Source organism: Streptomyces sp. NPDC001843, from assembly GCF_042891955.1.
GTDB lineage: Bacteria > Actinomycetota > Actinomycetes > Streptomycetales > Streptomycetaceae > Streptomyces.
Map to the genome: position 1 here is coordinate 412,234 of NZ_JBIATQ010000005.1, position 15,358 is coordinate 427,591.

General features: G+C 68.4%; 12 protein-coding genes and 6 pseudogenes. 9 read left to right on the top strand and 9 right to left on the bottom strand.

What is annotated here, in order from left to right; translation table 11 throughout:
* The first annotated feature begins 495 nt into the window (after positions 1-495).
* Entirely contained in the window at positions 496-1,593 is a 1,098-nt protein-coding gene (locus tag ACFYZQ_RS16120; RefSeq protein ID WP_389147175.1) for an IS110 family transposase, read from the top strand.
* Between the two features lie 427 nt (positions 1,594-2,020).
* Here the strand turns inward: ACFYZQ_RS16120 and ACFYZQ_RS16125 are convergent.
* Positions 2,021-2,341 (bottom strand): annotated as a pseudogene (locus ACFYZQ_RS16125) (SpoIIE family protein phosphatase); the annotation flags it as partial.
* Positions 2,342-2,547: 206 nt separating this feature from the next.
* On the opposite strand from ACFYZQ_RS16125, the gene ACFYZQ_RS16130 reads away from it, so the two are divergent.
* Entirely contained in the window at positions 2,548-2,709 is a 162-nt protein-coding gene (locus ACFYZQ_RS16130; RefSeq protein ID WP_389147178.1) for a hypothetical protein, read from the top strand.
* A gap of 918 nt (positions 2,710-3,627) precedes the next feature.
* A pseudogene (locus ACFYZQ_RS16135) lies at positions 3,628-4,176 on the top strand (transposase); the annotation flags it as partial.
* 113 nt (positions 4,177-4,289) lie between these two features.
* Here the strand turns inward: ACFYZQ_RS16135 and ACFYZQ_RS16140 are convergent.
* Entirely contained in the window at positions 4,290-5,342 is a 1,053-nt protein-coding gene (locus ACFYZQ_RS16140; RefSeq protein WP_389147181.1) for a fatty acid desaturase family protein, read from the bottom strand.
* Between the two features lie 118 nt (positions 5,343-5,460).
* A pseudogene (locus ACFYZQ_RS16145) lies at positions 5,461-5,814 on the bottom strand (YihY/virulence factor BrkB family protein); the annotation flags it as partial.
* A 139-nt stretch (positions 5,815-5,953) separates the two neighbouring features.
* Here ACFYZQ_RS16145 and ACFYZQ_RS16150 point away from each other — a divergent pair.
* Positions 5,954-6,787, top strand: coding sequence for a YhjD/YihY/BrkB family envelope integrity protein (locus tag ACFYZQ_RS16150; RefSeq protein ID WP_389147184.1), 834 nt, complete (start codon positions 5,954-5,956; stop codon positions 6,785-6,787).
* A gap of 681 nt (positions 6,788-7,468) precedes the next feature.
* On the opposite strand, the gene ACFYZQ_RS16155 is transcribed toward ACFYZQ_RS16150, so the two are convergent.
* The 3 genes from ACFYZQ_RS16155 to ACFYZQ_RS16165 all read right to left on the bottom strand — a co-directional run bounded on the left by ACFYZQ_RS16155 (position 7,469) and on the right by ACFYZQ_RS16165 (position 9,387).
* Positions 7,469-8,422, bottom strand: a complete 954-nt coding sequence (locus ACFYZQ_RS16155) for a YihY/virulence factor BrkB family protein (protein ID WP_389147187.1) — start codon at positions 8,420-8,422, stop codon at positions 7,469-7,471.
* A 252-nt stretch (positions 8,423-8,674) separates the two neighbouring features.
* Positions 8,675-8,848: a CsbD family protein gene (locus ACFYZQ_RS16160; RefSeq protein WP_381143684.1), complete on the bottom strand. Its 174-nt coding sequence runs from the start codon at positions 8,846-8,848 to the stop codon at positions 8,675-8,677.
* Positions 8,849-8,940: 92 nt separating this feature from the next.
* On the bottom strand, positions 8,941-9,387 hold the full coding sequence (locus tag ACFYZQ_RS16165; protein ID WP_389147191.1) for a hypothetical protein: 447 nt from the start codon (positions 9,385-9,387) through the stop codon (positions 8,941-8,943).
* A 611-nt stretch (positions 9,388-9,998) separates the two neighbouring features.
* Between ACFYZQ_RS16165 and ACFYZQ_RS16170 the strand changes: the two genes are divergently transcribed.
* From ACFYZQ_RS16170 to ACFYZQ_RS16180, 3 genes are all read left to right on the top strand, one after another.
* Positions 9,999-10,154: a DUF6131 family protein gene (locus tag ACFYZQ_RS16170; RefSeq protein WP_093498193.1), complete on the top strand. Its 156-nt coding sequence runs from the start codon at positions 9,999-10,001 to the stop codon at positions 10,152-10,154.
* 268 nt (positions 10,155-10,422) lie between these two features.
* Positions 10,423-10,977 (top strand): hypothetical protein, encoded by a 555-nt coding sequence (locus tag ACFYZQ_RS16175; RefSeq protein WP_359378584.1) that lies wholly within the window; start codon positions 10,423-10,425, stop codon positions 10,975-10,977.
* A gap of 45 nt (positions 10,978-11,022) precedes the next feature.
* Positions 11,023-11,529, top strand: a complete 507-nt coding sequence (locus ACFYZQ_RS16180; RefSeq protein WP_385843008.1) for a hypothetical protein — start codon at positions 11,023-11,025, stop codon at positions 11,527-11,529.
* 54 nt (positions 11,530-11,583) lie between these two features.
* On the opposite strand, the pseudogene ACFYZQ_RS16185 reads toward ACFYZQ_RS16180, so the two are convergent.
* Both ACFYZQ_RS16185 and ACFYZQ_RS16190 read right to left on the bottom strand, forming a co-directional pair.
* Positions 11,584-12,250, bottom strand: a pseudogene (locus ACFYZQ_RS16185) (fatty acid desaturase family protein); the annotation flags it as partial.
* A gap of 33 nt (positions 12,251-12,283) precedes the next feature.
* The gene (locus ACFYZQ_RS16190) at positions 12,284-13,114 is read right to left on the bottom strand and encodes a hypothetical protein (RefSeq protein ID WP_389147195.1); all 831 of its coding nucleotides are present in this window, start codon (positions 13,112-13,114) and stop codon (positions 12,284-12,286) included.
* Between the two features lie 203 nt (positions 13,115-13,317).
* Here ACFYZQ_RS16190 and ACFYZQ_RS16195 point away from each other — a divergent pair.
* Positions 13,318-13,551, top strand: a pseudogene (locus ACFYZQ_RS16195) (Asp23/Gls24 family envelope stress response protein); the annotation flags it as partial.
* Positions 13,552-13,602: 51 nt separating this feature from the next.
* On the opposite strand, the pseudogene ACFYZQ_RS16200 reads toward ACFYZQ_RS16195, so the two are convergent.
* Positions 13,603-13,948, bottom strand: a pseudogene (locus ACFYZQ_RS16200) (helix-turn-helix domain-containing protein); the annotation flags it as partial.
* A gap of 208 nt (positions 13,949-14,156) precedes the next feature.
* Here ACFYZQ_RS16200 and ACFYZQ_RS16205 point away from each other — a divergent pair.
* The gene (locus ACFYZQ_RS16205) at positions 14,157-15,308 is read left to right on the top strand and encodes a hypothetical protein (protein WP_389147197.1); all 1,152 of its coding nucleotides are present in this window, start codon (positions 14,157-14,159) and stop codon (positions 15,306-15,308) included.
* Positions 15,309-15,358: the final 50 nt, after the last annotated feature.

A 15,358-nucleotide genomic window follows, 5' to 3' on the forward strand; every position in this document is an offset into this window, starting at 1 on the left:
CCTTTGCCGAGTTGCTAGGCAGCCTCTTTGGCAGCCCGCGCCATGACTTGCGGACAACCGTGCACCAGAATGAGGGCTCGAAGCCGTTCGTGCGATGGCCGATGGAGGGCGACCGTAAGGCGGCCCAGACGGCTGTCTGTCATTGCCGGTCGCGAGTGGGCGGGGAGTCAACTCATTCTCAGCCTGCTCCGGCCAGGTTGGGCATTGGTTCGGGCGAAGCCATCCGGCTGTGGTCGGTAGATGCCGATACGCCGGGATCGATGCGACGGTTGCGCGATGCCGTCCCGGACGGGGGTCTGACTCTTGAGATCTTTGACCGAAGTGTCCAGTCACAGGCTTGTCGACCGTCGTTGCGGGCTGGCTTCTGCTGTCACCGAGCCACAGGGCGTGTCCCAATAGGGGCCTTGCCGAGTTCCAGGCGCCATCACGGTTCAGACCGCCCGAGCGGGCCGGTGCCATCCACTCAGCGTGTCACCCTGCGGGAGGCGAACCACCATGACGACCAGACAACGCAGCACCTCCTCCAGTACGGATCCTCCCGTGCGGAGAGAAGTCGTGCTCGGCGTGGACACGCACGGTGAGGTTCACGTCGCCGCCGTAATCTCCCCGCTGGGGAAGGTCCTTGGCACCGAGTCCTTTCCGGCGACGGTGGCCGGCTACCGTCGGCTGCTCGTGTGGGCCCGCAGGCGGGGGACGGTGCGCCGGGCCGGTGTGGAGGGCACCGGTACCTTCGGCGCGGGCCTGTCCCGCTACCTGCTGGCCCAGCATGTCCAGGTGTTCGAAGTGAATCGGCCTGACCGCACAGCCCGCCGTCTGCTCGGCAAGTCGGACCCGCTCGATGCGCAGGCCGCAGCGCGAGCCGTGCTCAGCGGTCGCACCCGGGCCCAGGCCAAGTCCGGCGACGGACCCGTGCAAGGCGCCCGGATCTACAAACTCGCCAAGGACTCCGCGGTCAAGGCCCGCACACAGGCGATCAACCAGCTCAAGGCCGTCCTAGTGATCGCGGACCCCGCCCTGCGGGAACGGTTGTCGAGCTTGGGCAATGCCGAGCTGTTCCGCACCTGCGCGACCCTCAGCCCACCCGATGGTGGGGGAGACGAGGACGCGGTGGTCCAGGCCACCCACATGACATTACGCATGCTCGCCGAACGCATCGAACAGCTCACCGGGCAGATCAACGAGCTGAACCAACGCCTGACCCGACTCGTCGAACGCCACGCGCCGCAACTGCTCGTACCGGTGGGCATCGGCCCGGACAGCGCCGTCACTCTCCTGATCACCATGGGGGACAATCCCGAGCGGCTGAACACCGAGGCGTCCTTTGCTGCCCTTTGCGGAGTCAGCCCCATCGAGTACTCCTCCGGGCGGCGCATCACGCGACGGCTCAACCACGGCGGCGACCGGCAGGCCAACGCCGCCCTGCACCGCATCGTGTTCACCCGCCTGCGCCACGACCCCCGAACCCAGGCGTACTACGAACGCCGCACCCAGGAAGGCAAGACCCGGCGCGAGATCATCCGATGCCTCAAGCGGTATGTCGCCCGCGAGGTCTTTAACCTGGTCAGACCGGTTTCCCGCGCCCCCGCGTTATAGGGGCATGTGATAGCCGTGTTCGACGAGAAGCCTCGCCGGTGCGGTCCGACGGGGCTTCTCATATAGGTGCGTGCAACGTCCGTCGAGGGCACCGTTGCGCCCGGCTTCTCCCCTCCTGAGCACGCGAAGCAAGCAGGGGGCGACGCCGCCGCTCTGCCGGCCGAGGCACAGCCTGTCACCCAGGGACTCTCCGCGCCCAACCGGGAGGCACCCTTCGCTCCTGCAAATCCAATCGTCTTTGAGGAGTGTCTACGGCACGGCATGTCTCTCCGAGGCCGGGCGGATCGCGAACCGCGTCCACGCGACCGACCCAGCGTCGGTGAACTCGGTGCGTGGTCGTGCGGCCGGTACTGGAAGCGGTCGCGTCCACGTCACACCAGATCCCTTCAAGATCAATGTCCACGCCTGCAGTTGCACACGTCATGATTCAGGACGGCATCCGCAGGGCGAGCAGGGCCACGTCGTCGGTGTTGCCGGGTGGCATGTGGTCGAGTAGCTGATCGCACAGGGTGTCGAGCGGTTCGTGGGCGAGAGCAAGGGCGTGGCGGCGCAGACGGGTGAGGCCGGTGTCGAGGTCGCTACCGGGGATTTCGATCAGGCCGTCGGTGTAGAGCAGCAGGGTGGAACCCGGCGGCAGCGACTGCGCGGCGTTCGGTCGGCTGCCGACGGTGCTCGAACCGGCGCCAAGGAGGAGCCCCTGCCCGGCTTCGAAGTACTGCGCCTGTCCGTCCTGGGCCAGCAATGCGGGTTCCCTGCCAGGCAGGTCTCACGCCGTGACAGAACAGGCTTGTGGAGCGATCCGCGCGCTTCCACGGCAGACCGAGGCCGGCCCGTGAATGGGCCGGACCCCAGCAGGCGGGCACTGCCGAGGGGAGGACATTCGTGTATTTGTCCGGATGTGTTTGCGATGGAGGGGCGGAAAGGGCCAGAGTCGGAGGGGGACAGGAGGCGACCGTGACCGTTCTCGCGATGTTTCTTCTCACCATCGGGGCGCTTCTGATCCTGCTTGGGACGGTCCTGGTCGTCGTCGGGGTCCTCGTGATCCTCATCGGGATGGCCCTAATCGCCGTTGCGGCCTTCCTGCTGATCCGGAGAGTGCTGGGGCGCCGACAGTAGAGCAAGGCCGAGGGGGTGTCTGTACGTCCGGTCAGGCGGTGCTGTGGTGTGACCTGCGCCCGAGGGTGAGGCCGGAGAGGCGGGACCGGATGAGGCCCAACGTGTCGAGCTGCCGTTGACGCCTGGCTAGGCTGCGGTTTCTGTGATGAGGACGGCGGTGGTGGCCGGGCCGGATGTGTCGGTGGTGGCTGCGTCGGCTACGGCGTACCGGACGGCGCGGGCGGCACACCCGCCGACCGGTACGCTCCCGACTTGCTGGCCGACCGCGACATCTGCGCCGTCGCCCGCGCCTGCCCGGCGCTGTGCGTCCTCATGCTCGCCCTCCCGTTCGCGGTGGGCTGGGCCATCGGCGGTACGTGGCTGGACAACGTACCGCCCTGCTGTGGCGGGACTTGTGCGCATCGCGCTTTTCGCCACGTCACCTGGAGCGTGAACTCCCTCTGTCACCTGATCGGTGAGCGCCCGTTCCGCACCCGGCGCCAGACCGGGCCACGAACCTGTGGCCCCTCGCCCTGCTGTCCTTCGGCGAGAGCCGGCACAACCTCCACCACACCGACCCCACCAGCGCTCGCCACGGCGTCGACCGCGGCCAACTCGACCCCTCTGCCGCCGTCATCCGCCTCCTGGAACCCCTCGGCTGCATGTACGACGTGCGCTGGCACACTCCGGACCGCGTGGTCGGCGACGACACCGTCCTCATAGGATGGCCTCGTACAGGATCTTCATGATCGCCTCGCGGTAGTGCTGCCGCTCGTGCAGTGTCGCCTGATCGACTGCCTCTCGTGCCGGCATCGACGGAAACCCGTACGGCTGGGGCGGTATCCTCCTTCCCCGCGAGGGGCATCTCCTCAGATTTCGTCCGGCTGTGTGTGATCGTCCCGTAGCGGCACGCCGCTGCGCGGCGACCGCACCCGGTGGGCCTACCGTTCCCACGCCGCCCAGCGCAGGGCCGACCAGCGCCGGCCCCGTCCCAAGGCCGGCAAGATCGGCCAGAGCACCGAACTGCGGGACTTCATCCAGGCTCACCTGGCGATGCGGTGGAGCCCGGAACAGATCTGTCACGCTCTTCGAAGACGGTTTCCCGACCGGCCGGAGATGCACGTGGTTCACGAGACGATCTACCAGGCCCTCTACGTCCAGGGCCGCGGGGAACTGCGCCGTGAGCTGGCCGGAGCCCTGCGCACGGGCCGGGCGGCGCAAGCCACACCGGCAGGCTGCTTCTCGTCGGCCGTGTTTCTCCCACCCCATGGTTCATGATCCTCGGCACTCTCGTCGAGCGGGCCACCCGCTACGTGCTGCTCGTCCACCTCCCCAGGGCAGCGGCGCCGAAGACGTCAACACGGCCCTGCAGATCACCATCCAGACGCTGCCCCGGCACCTGGTCAATCACTGGCCTGGGACCAGGGTTCCGAGATGGCCGCCCACCACGCCTTCACCGTGGCCACCAACATCCCGGTCTACTTCTGCGCGACCCGGCCAGCCGGGAAGCCGACGGGGCTGTTCCGGCAGTTGCGCTTCACCGGATCACTGCAGCCGGGCACCGGGACCAGGCTCTGGAGTACGCCGCTGGCGCCGGTGCGTCATGCTCGGGCGCTGCTGATACGGGCTCGCCGCAGTGGCGCTCCTGCCCGGTGGAGACTGGCGAGTGCTTGCCGGTAGGAGGCGATCAGTCCGGTTTCCAGATAGTCGACTCCCAGGTCCTGGCAGTAGCGGCGGACGATGGGCCGGGCCGTGCGCAGGTGGGGGCTGGGCATGCTGGGGAACAGGTGGTGTTCGATCTGGTGGTTCAGTCCGCCCAGGGCGAGGTCGGTGAACCAGCTGCCGCGTACGTTGCGGGCGGTGAGGACCTGGCGGCGCAGGAAGTCGGGGCGATCGTTGCCGGTCAGGATCGGCATGCCCTTGTGGTTGGGGGCGAACAGACAACCGAGGTAGAGGCCGAACAGGCCCTGGTTGACGGCCAGGAACGCGATCGCCATGCCGGGCGGAAGGACGAGGAACACTGCGGTCAGATAGGCGGCGATGTGCCCGTAGAGCAGCGTGCCGTCCAGGGCGCGGTTCTTCAGTGCGCGGTTGGACAGTGCCCGCGCGCTCGAGACGTGCAGGTTGAGTCCTTCCAGAACGAGCAGGGGGAAGAAGAGGAACGCCTGCCAGCGGCCGATGAGCCTCGGTAGTCCGGTCGCGAGGCGGCCCTGGTCTGGGGACCACACGAGCAGGTCGGGGGCGATGTCGGGGTCGAGGCCCTCGTGGTTGGGGTTGGCATGGTGGCGGGTGTGTTTGTCCTGCCACCATCCATAGCCCATCCCGATCGCGGCCCCGGCGATGCGGCCGGCCGTCTCGCTGGGCCGGCGCCGGCGGAAGACCTGGCGGTGGGCGACGTCGTGGGCGAGCAGAGCGACCTGTCCGAACATCACGGCGAGGAACGCGGCGACCGCTAGAGTCCACCAGTCGACGCCGATGAGGACGAACGCGCTCCAACCACCGGCATACGCGACGGCCACGGCGACGGAGCGGACGGTGTAGTAGCCGGGACGCCTGTTCATCAGGCCGGCCTCGGCGATCTTCTTGGACAGCCGGGCGAAATCACTGCCGCCTGCGGGGGGAGGCGGGCGACGGGGCGGGGTATGCGTGGTCATGCTGTCGGTGTGTCCTTCCCGGCTGATGGGCCGCGTCCGTCGGTGTGCCGGAAGCGAGGCGGCAGCCGGGTACCCACATCCCTGAGACCGGCACACCAGCCAGGGGTGCTTGCCAGAGTTTGCGGGTGTCGCGGGGCTCTCGACGTAGGACTTTTCCCCGGGCGGGCTGTCGATGGCCCGGCGCGTTCGAGTTCGGCGTTGAATTCCGGGCCGAGCAGGATGGCAAGGTTGGAGATCCACATCCAGACCAGGAAGATGATGATCGCGGCCAATTCGCCGTAGGTCTTGTGGTAGCTGCTCAAGTGCGCCACGTAGGAGGCGAACGTGGCGGAGGCGATGAGCCAGAGGGCGATGGGAATGAGGCTGCCGGGCTGATCCACCGGAACGTGCGTTTGACGTTGGGTGCCGCCCAGTACAGCAGGGCGGTGATCGCGGCGAAGAGCATGATCATCACGGGCCGTTTGGCGATGTTGTGGCCCCTGGGATCCACGATGTTGTGGTTGCGCACTCACGGATACCGGCTTCCTGGATCGGGGCCTCGTCCTGAGCCGTTCGGGCAGCTGCGTCGCGCCCTCGCGGGGCACCGGGGTCGACCGTGGTAGTCGACAGGCATGCCGATGAAGACCCCGGGTGCTGCGGGCCGTTCCTCTCTGCTCGAATGGCTGGGCCGCGTGATCAGCCATTCACCAATTGGACGTGGATGGCGGCGGAGTAGCGACCTGGGCTTGGGGCAGCGTTCGCTGGGCTTCGCGGCGCTGGGGTTCCTCACGCTGGTGCCGCTGCTGATCATTGTCTCTTCGGCCGATCCAAAGCATGGGCGGGGATTCGCGCAGTGGCTGGGGGAAGGACTCGGCGTGTCGACGACCTCCAGGGAACATGTGGAGCAGTTGTTCATTCGTCCCGGTCAGGCTCTGCGGACCACGACCGCGTTCGGAATCGCCGTCCTCGCCGCTTTCGGCCTGGCCTTCGGGGTAGCGGTTCAGTCCGGCTATGAGAAGGTCTGGGATTTGCCCCCGGCCCGCTGGTGGGCCAGGTGGCGCCATGTGGTGTGGCTCGGCGTACTCATCGGCTATCTCTTCGCTTCCGCCACCACCACGCTGCGACCTGAATCCCTGGCCGGCGCGTTCGTTGCATCGCTGAGCGCCGTCCTGTTCTTCTGGTGGTCGCAGCGCATACTGCTGGGCGGGCGGGTTCGCTGGCGCGCTCTGTTGCCCGGCGCAGTGGCCACCATGGTCGGGCTGCTCGGTCTCAGGGTCTTCTCCCGGCTCGTCTACTCGCCGCTGATCGTGTCCAACGCCGTCACCTACGGCCCCGTCGGAACCGTCCTGGTCATCCAGTCCTGGCTGGTCGGTGTGGGCGTCGTCGTCTTCGGCGGTGCCCTGGTAGGCCGGCTGCTGCACGAGGAACTCCCGCGCGTGGCACGTGCCCTGAAACGGCGAGGATGAGACGGGACCTCGGAGCCCGGAGCTGCTCACGCCCGGACGCCCGACGCCGGTGAGGCGTGCGCCCGATCAGCGTGCATCAGACCGCATCCTCGCGCGGACGACGGCCATGCACGGCGAGCAGTAGCGTTCGGCCGGCGTGTCATCGAGGACGGGTCTGGCACGCACGGTTTGTGCGACCTCCTGTCCGCACAGTGTGGTGCGGGCATCGCTCTTGGTCCTGACGTGCCAGATGACTCCGGCACCGGTCGTTGCAGGGTCGGCGATTATCTCGTACATCGGCCTCTGCCCTGGTTGAGACCCCGGTGGGCCGTGGGTCGCTTCGTCTGGGGCGAGCCGGGTAGCGCGCTGCTGGCCGGACCCCACCCCGCTCGTCCATGCAACTCCGTAGCATCTGATCGGACCATCGGAAAGAGGTCGATCGGGTGAACCGGAAGGTGTCAACCTGCTCGGACTCAATGTGAGTCACGAGTACTGCGACACTCTGTGAACGCGCTCACCGACTCGTCGTCGGCGGCCCGTCCACCCCCTGGCCCTTCGGCATGCTGCCCCAGTGTGGCCGTTGCGGCGGATTTTTGGCGCGCCCTCGTCGTGGGAATGAAGCAGGATCTGGCAGGAGCCCAATCCCCTTCGGTGGGTGCCGGCGGGTACTCACCGCCGGGGCGGGTCGAGGACCGCTCGGCATCAGGGCCTGCGCGGTGTTGTTGGTGGACCGCCGCCTTCCGCTGCCCGCTGGGGCTCGTCGGTCACTGCGGGTCTGGTCCCGGGAACCGGGCCCTCACCTGCGTCTGCTCCGCTGGACTCCGCTGCTGTGCCCGTTGCCGTCCAAGCGGCGCAGTACAGCAGCAGCCTGGCCATGAGGTTGATCCACAGCACGACGGCGACCGGGACGGCGAAGGCGCCGTACATGCTCTTCCCTGCGACGCCCTGAAAATAGCCGGTCAGCAGCAGCTTGAGCAGTTCGAAGCCGACCGCACCGATCAGACCGGCGACCACGACCGCACGCCGGCCGGGATGCACCCGCGGCAGCCGGGTGAGCACGTAGATCAGGAGCAGGAAGTCGACGAGCAGGGCGATCGCCAGGCCGGCGAAGAACAGCAGCGCCCGTCCCGCCCCGCCCTCGATCCCGACCTTGTCGGCGGCCCAGCCGACCGCGCTGTTCGCGAACACCGAACTGCCCATCGCGATCAGCCCGACCACGCCGAGACCGACCAGCACCCCGGTGTCCTTGAGCCTGAGCAGGATCGGGTTTCCCGGGTCCTGCTCCTTTTCCCAGACCGCACGCAGGCACCCGCGCAGGGCGCCGACCCAGTTGATGCCGATCACGAGCAGCAGCGCGCCGGCGATGAGCCCGACGGTTCCGGCGTGCGCGACGAGGCCCTTCAGGTTCAGCAGGTTGGAGAGGCCCGGTGCCTGGCCGGCGATCTTGTCCTGGAGCTTGCTGAGCTGGTCCTTGCTCAGCAGCTTGGCGCCGATCGCCGCGCCCGCAGTGATCAGCGGAAAGAGGGCGACGAAACTGATGTAGGTGATGGCGGCGGCGAGCCGGGCCCAGTGGGTCTTGGCCAGCCGCTCGTACGCCCGCCACACGTGCGTACGCATCAGCCGTGCGATGCCAGGAAGCCTTGTCAGCCAATCCATGGTGAACACCTGCTCTCAGCGAACCCACGGCGGGAGAAGCAGCACGTGGCGGCGGTACCTTGATCTCCCCGGCGGCGGAAACGATCACCCACCCACTGGCGGACACCAAAGCTCCCCGCAGACAGCAAAAGTCCCCGCTCTGCACGGCGTCCACCCCTGGCGGAACGGCCCCTACTGGAACCGTCGCCCCCTACCTTCGCCGGGCCCGGCTGGAACCGTCGACCCGTACTTCGCCGGGCCGGGGTGGAGTGGTCAGTGCTTGAAGATGTCCTTGATCTTCGCCCCAGCCTGCTTGATGTTGCCCTTGGCTTGGTCTCCGCGGCCTTCGGCCTGCAGGCGCCGACTGCCGGTGGCGCGACCGGTCGTCTTCTTGGCGCCGCCTTTCATTGCTTCGGCTTTGTGCGCGAGCTTCTTCGCGATACTCATGGGTTGCCACTCTGGGTGAGTTGTCTGCTGGGGTCCGGTGGCAGGAAGATCCATGTTGCCGGGTCGGCCACCGGTCTGCGCGTGGGGGCGGTCTACTGGGGGGCGGATCGGTGCCCGGCCAGGTGCAGTCTGCTCCGACGACTGCCGTCCGGGGCGGGAGCGCGATCACCGTGGCTTGAGTCCGCCTGCGCGTTCGCGTTCTCCGCGCGGGCGGGCTCGCGTTGGTCGCCCTGGTCGTCGCGGCCCCTCCCGGCAAAGGTTGTCTCGCGGCGCGACTGGTTGCCTCCGCGGCGCGATGCGCTGCTCCGGCGAGAAGAGCGGCGGCGTGCACCGGTCAAGAGCAGGCTCAGCCCGAACAGGGCCGCCGCTCCGACGACGATGCCGTACAAGAACAGCGTGCCGGTCGAGCCGGTCATGGCGTGGCCGAATACCGAGAATCCGCCGGTGAGTTCATGCCCGCTGCCGCGGTTGGTGAGAACACCGGCCAGGCCGACGACTACCGCGGCGATCAAGACGATGAGTCCGAGGACGACGATCATGACCCGCTCCAAGGATCTACCTGCTACACCCACGGTAGAACCGCGCCGTCCGTCAAGCCACCGCGGCAGGGACGGCAGGATTCCCCGGGGCTGGCTGCCCACTCGCTGGAGACCATCGACCGGGACACCGCTCGATCTTCCAGGTGGCCGTAGCGAGCGAGGGCTTGGTGGGTCGCGCCGTATTGGCGCTCGAAGAGCACCCAGCCGGGGCGGGCTTGGTGAACCGGCCAGTGCACTACTCCCCGCTGCGCCGGTCAGCACCTCCTCGGATGGCACTCCGAAATGCCACATGGTCTCGGCGAACGCCGCTGCGGGCCGCCTGGCCCGACGGCTCCGCCGCGACCTTGGCGATCACGATCAAAACGGGAATGATTATCGATCCCCGTGATCAGCTTGCACCCGGCCTCCGGCCGGGAACACCCCACCCATCCACCCGGTTCCACCCCGGAGACCGGAGACCGGAGACCGGAGACCGGCGACCGCCACAGCGAAGGCATCTCGCCCGGACGGCCTGAAACATCAGGAGGTCAGCGGGATTTGGAAGCGGTTGCCGTGGGGGCAGGCGAGCGCCACAGTGAGAGGGAGAGCACTGTGCGAGATCGGAGGACACCGTGATCGCCCTGGGAGTCATTCTGCTCGTCATCGGGTTCCTGGCCAAGATCGCCATACTGTGGACCATCGGGATCATCCTGCTCGTCATTGGACTGATCTTGTTGCTCCTGGGCGCTGTGGGGCATGGGGTCCGCGGGCGACGGCACTACTGGTAGAGGGCCTCGACACCCGCACGGCGATGAAGTCCCGCGCGTCATAGAGCCGCTTGCTGGTGGTGTAACGACGGCCGTGTGTGGCACGCATCGTTGCGTGCTCACCCGTGAGATCAAGATCGTGTGGGGAAGTCCCGGTGAGAGTGCGGCGCACCGCGTACGTCACCAGGGGCCGCTGAAGCCTGTCGTGCGGGGGGCGCCGAGCTGCATGCGGCTCAGTTGTTTCTGAAACATGGCTGCCGGTCGTGGGCTGTAAGGAGTGGAGGATGCGATGTCGACCATCGTCATCATCGTGGCTGTCGTGGTCATCCTGGTCGTGGTCGCGCTGGTCCTGCGGACCACGATCCGGCGCCAGCGGCTGCGGGAACGTTTCGGGCCGGAATACGAGCGCACGGTCGAGGCGAAGCAGAGCCGTGGCGCGGCCGACCGCGACCTGAGGGCGAGGGAGGAGCGGCATGAAACGCTGGAGATCAGGCCACTGCCCTCGACGGTGCGGGACCGGTACGCCCGGGACTGGACCAGCGTGCAGGAACACTTCGTCGACCGTCCCGACCAGGCCGTGGGCGAGGCGGACCGGCTCGTGATCACGCTCATGAGCGAGCGGGGCTACCCGACCGAGGGTTACGAGCAGCAAAAGCGGGATCTCTCGGTCGAACACGCCCAAACGCTGCAGCACTACCGCATCGCCCACGAGATCAACGAGCGCGCCGGCAGCAGGGAGACCTCCACCGAAGAACTGCGGAGCGCGATGGTCCACTACCGGGCGTTGTTCGAGGAACTGCTGCACGACGGCGGCACCGCTTCGGCGGACAAGGAACGCCGATAGTGCCCAGCAGCCGGGAGCGTGACCACCGCATGGAGGTGAAGGGACATGCAGAGAGAAGGACCATTCGGGCGCGACGAGTATGCCGAGCCCGGCCAAGAGGGTCTGTCCACCGAGGACATCGCCCGGCCCCGGACAGATGCACCGCAACAACCCCCCGACGATGACCTGACGGCAGCCCCCGCAGCCGACCGGGCTGCGCCCAGGACCAGAATCACGGACGCGGCCGAAGGGGAGCCGGACGCCGCAGCCGGCGGACACGACGCGTCCGCGCAGAAGCCCGATACCGCCCCGCTTCTCGGACCCCAGGAGACAGAGGACCTCCGGACCAGGTGGCAGGAGATCCAGCAGGGATTCGTCGATGACCCGCAGCAGTCGGTGCGTGCGGCAGACGCGCTCGTCGCCGAGGTGATGCAGCTGCTCGCCACCACATTCGCCGACCACAAGCACGGGCTGGAAGGTCAATGGCACCGCGGCGAGGAGGTCGCCACCGAGGACCTGCGCAAAGCCCTGCAGCAGTACCGGTCCTTCTTCGACCGCCTGCTCAGCACCTGACCCTCCGCCGGCCGACTGCGCAACAGGCCACGCCGTGGCGCAGTCGGCCGCCGCTTATCGAGTTGCCCGCAGCGGAGCGCCGACCGCGTGCGTATGCCGCAGCGCGGACATTGGAGTCGATCAGGCCCGCCTCGGTGTACGGCACGCCGAGTCGGTGGCAGCGTCGCTCGCGCACCACAGGCCGGGTCAGGCGCAGGCTGTGGCGCGGCATGCTCGGAAAGAGGTGATGCTCCACCAGGTAGTTCAGACCGCCCAGGGACCAGTCGGTCACCCGTCCGCCCCGCACATTGCGCGAGGTCAGCACCTGGCAGCGTAGATGCCCCCGCCGTTCGCCGTCCGCCTCAGGCATCGGCATACCCTTGTGGTTCGGCGCGAAGGAGCAGCCCAGGTGCAGCCCGAACAGCGCGTGATGCAGCAGCGCGAAGACCGCGGCGACACCCACCGGCATCGCCGACGACAGCAGGTCCGCGTAACCGATCAGGTGCGCGGCGAGCAGCGACCGCTCGACAGCCCCCACGTGCTGGCTGCCGCTTGAGGCCCATGATGCTGGCGACCTTCAGCGCGAAGCCCTCCAGCAACGGCATCGAGAAAAGCCTTGCCTGACGTTTCGTCACAAAAGTGCGAAGCCCTCGCGTTCGACGGCCTGGGCCTGTCTCCACCCCAACGCGCCCACCTCGACGTCCGGATCCTTGCCCACGTGATTGGGAGGGGCGTGGTGCCGGTTGAGACGCGGTTTCCGTGTTCATCCTGTAGATCATGTCGGCAGGACCTGACCCGGCTCCACCGCTGTCACCAGGACGGCGACGGTCACCGGACCGGGGGCGTCCCCTTCCGCTGCCGCGGCCACCGCCGCCCGGACGGCGAGGGAGACATCAAGGGCGCGATGAGTCTCGGCGACCGCCAGATGGATCTGGACGTGTCTGCCTGGGGGCTCGTCGCTGTCCTCGATCCGGACGGGGCACGCAAGACCTCCCCTGGCCACGGGCCCGGGCACTCCTGGAACGGGGGCGAGGCGGGTCACACCGGGGACAGCCATGGCAACGGTGGCCAGCTCCGCTGCCGGGTCCCGCACAGGCACCGGCCCGGGCGACGGGTGCTCGGGCTTGGTGACCGCGACGTGCGAGGCACTGGTTTCTCCCGCTGCACTTTCGCAGGCTTCGGCCGCGGTCGGCTGCTGCGCCGACCGCGGCACCTCCAGCAGGTCCGTCACATGCAGATCGACCTCGGCCACTACCAGCCCGAGACGTTCAACAGCCGCTGCGAACAGCGTATGCCGCAGCTGCTCCGCGACCTGGGGCAGGGGCTGCCGCGCCTGCGCCGAGAAATCCGCCTCGATCCGCAGCGGTCCGGGCGGCAGTGCAGTCCGGGGCGCCGGGACACTTGGCTCCGGCGCTGCTTCCGGGTCGGCCAGGCGAATCCGCAGCGTGCCCGGCCGAATCCCGGATACTCCGGAGGCTGCGCGGCTCAGTACCCCGCCAGCGGCTCGTTCGGTGATCCAGGACCCGTCCTCCGGCCCGCCGAGCGGCAGTAGTCGGCCCAGGCCGAGTTGCTGCCGTACGGCCTGGGGCCATCCGTCATCCGTCATCGGTTCTCACCCCTTCTCTTACCGCGTTCTTCCGCTGACCTGCTGTGCCCAGACTGCCGGAACCACCCTGCTGCGGCTGCTCATGCCACCTGTTCGGTGGGGCGGTCCCACGTCTGCCGTATCCCTGGAGCAGTGCCAGCCAAACGGACCTGAGGTGGAAAAGCGGGCGGCTGTCACCTCTTCTGGGAAAGGGACGACCGGCCATGACCGAGAGCGGACAGCAGAACCGCCCCGAGGCATCCGGAGCGGAGTCCATGGGCGAGGGGACCAGGAAGAACGCCGGCGTGAAGCGCGGCGACCCGGGCGCGCGGGGTCAAACCACGATCGCCGAGGGTGTGGTCGAGAAGATCGCCGGGATGGCGGCCCGTGATGTGGCCGGTGTCCATGCGTTGGGCAGCGGCATCTCCCGGGCCTACGGTGCCGCGCGGGAACGCGTGGAAGAGCAGCCGGCGGGCACGGTGCCCGGGGTTTGACCCCGCGCGCCCGCCGTCCAGCACGCGCTGCAACTGCGGCTGGATCTTCTGCCGCCGCCTCCTGCCGGTGTGGGTGGTGGTCTTGCCGACGAGCTGGAAGAGAAAGCCCCGTTCGTCGTCGAGACGGAGCACCCGGGCGAGCGCGTCCAGCACGGGCGCGGACGCCTGCATACGGCCCTGTTCGAGATGCGTGTAGTAGCCGGTGCTGATGCTGGCGTGCTGGGCGACCTCTTCGCGGCGCAGCCCGGCGACCCGGCGGGGGCCGCCGTTGTCGGGCAGGCCCACAGTGCGCGTGCTCAGCTCGGCGCGACGTTTCTTGAGAAATTCTCCCAGCTCGTTGTAGGGGAACATTGCCGGTCATGCCGCTCAGCGTGACACCGAACGCACCAGAGGAAGGAGGGAGGGTTTCCACCCGGGATGTCTCCCTCCCTGGATGCCTGTCTCCGCATTTCGCTCCTGCCCTGGCATGTGGGGCTCGGCATAGAGCAGTGCGCGCGGCGATCCGAGCGCCGTGCAGGCAAGGTCCTTCCCAAGCCCGAGCGAAGCCCCTCCATCGACAAGGACTCACCATGACGACCTTCGCCCTCGTCGGCGCCGGCCTGGGGCTCGCCACCGACCGCCGCTTCGGAACCGCCGGACACCCCCTCGCCCTCACCTCCCTCAGCGCCGGGAAGCTGGACGGGCTGACCGCCGAGCTGGCCGGCGACGGCATCTTCACCGCGACGTCCTCGACATCGAGTCCCTGGACGCGGCCCTGTACGCGGCGGCAGCCACCCCTGGGGTCCATCGAAATCCTGCAGTACAGCCTGGTACCCCGCGCAGACTTCACGAAGCCGGTCGTCGGCAGGACTGCCGACGACCTCGACGCGCCCCTCGCTTCTCCGTCAAGGGCCCCGTCCCCGCGTGCATACCGTCCTGCTCGGCATGCGCGACTCGGCGGCGGCACCCTTCTGTTCAACGGCGGCAGCGCCGCACGCCCCCACCCGGACCGCGCCGGCACCTCGATCGCCTTCGCCGCCGAGAGCGCCTACGCCCGCATGCTGCACGACGCCCTCGCCTCGGAGAACATTCACACCACCCAGTTGATCATCCCGGGAGCCATCCGCCCCGACGCTGAGCACAGCAGCCCTGAGGCGCTGGAACACCGCCTGTACGACATACCTCAAGCGCCACGGCTGCCGCCACTACGCCGAGCCCCTGCCCGACTGACCCGCGGCGCCACGTCGAACGCCAGGCACGCGGGACCGCGCGGTGGAAAGCCGGCCAGGGCGGCATTGCCCGGGTCGCAGGCGTTCCCGTGCTGGGCGAACCAGGCGAACGAGTCCGCCCTCCTCGACGTGCTGGCGGGGACGGCTCACGAGGTGGTGCTTCCTCACTGCGTACTCGCCGGTGTGGACCAGGCGATATGGCGAGCCAAGGGGCAGTCACATCCGCCAGGAGCCGCCTGCGAAGGCGTCTTCCCGCACGGTGCGGATGGTGCGACCGACGAGTTCGCGCAGCACGGGCCACACCTGGGGGAGTGGTTCCGGTTGAGGTGGCGCGGTCGTCGTGCAGGCACTGTGCAGGGCGGTGCGGTACAGGTCCACGCGCCGGCGAGGTTGCTCAGGTCGTACGGGTCATCCCGGATCAGGCCATGTGCAGCGGCAGCTTTACGACCGCATGCGCTGGCCGGGCATGGTGGTCTGTTCCACCCGAGGAGGGGGATGGGCTGGAGGTCATGACGTTCACTTGACGCGTGTTCTGGCAGGGCATCACCCGGCTGGTCGCGCAG